This window comes from Corallococcus sp. AB049A (genome assembly GCF_003668885.1).
GTDB classification, from domain to species: Bacteria; Myxococcota; Myxococcia; order Myxococcales; family Myxococcaceae; genus Corallococcus; species Corallococcus interemptor.
The window spans coordinates 1-403 of record NZ_RAWL01001352.1 but is presented as its reverse complement, the minus strand read 5'-3'; the positions used below and the strand labels follow the sequence as shown (position 1 = coordinate 403).

General features: G+C 56.6%; 1 protein-coding gene. It reads left to right on the top strand.

Going from position 1 to position 403, the window contains the following annotated elements; translation table 11 throughout:
* Positions 1-403: hypothetical protein (locus tag D7X55_RS42125; RefSeq protein ID WP_199747480.1), on the top strand; the 403-nt coding region annotated here is incomplete at both ends.

Genomic DNA, 403 nt, shown 5'->3' with positions numbered 1-403 from the left:
ACCTGCGACAATCGCAAGAACATTCGCCGTGACCGGCTCGAGGCCCGCGTGCTCAGCTCCCTTCGCCACCATTTGATGGACCCGGCCCTATTTAAGGAATTTTGTGACGAGTTCACCCGCGAGATGAACCGGCTGCGCATGGAGGGACGTGCATCGATCGATTCGGCCGAAGCAGAAATCAAAAAGATCGACCGGGAACTGGACACCCTTCTGAACCTGATCCTAAAGGGCGGAGCCGCCGATCGGCTCAATGAGAAGATGGTGAGCCTTGAGCGCCGAAAAAAGGAAATGGAGCAGTTTCTAGCAGAAGCGGATGAACCTCCGCCCCTCCTGCATCCAAACATGGCAACCTACTATCGCCTTCAGGTCGCGGACCTGTACGACGCCTTGCAAGAGGATTCGG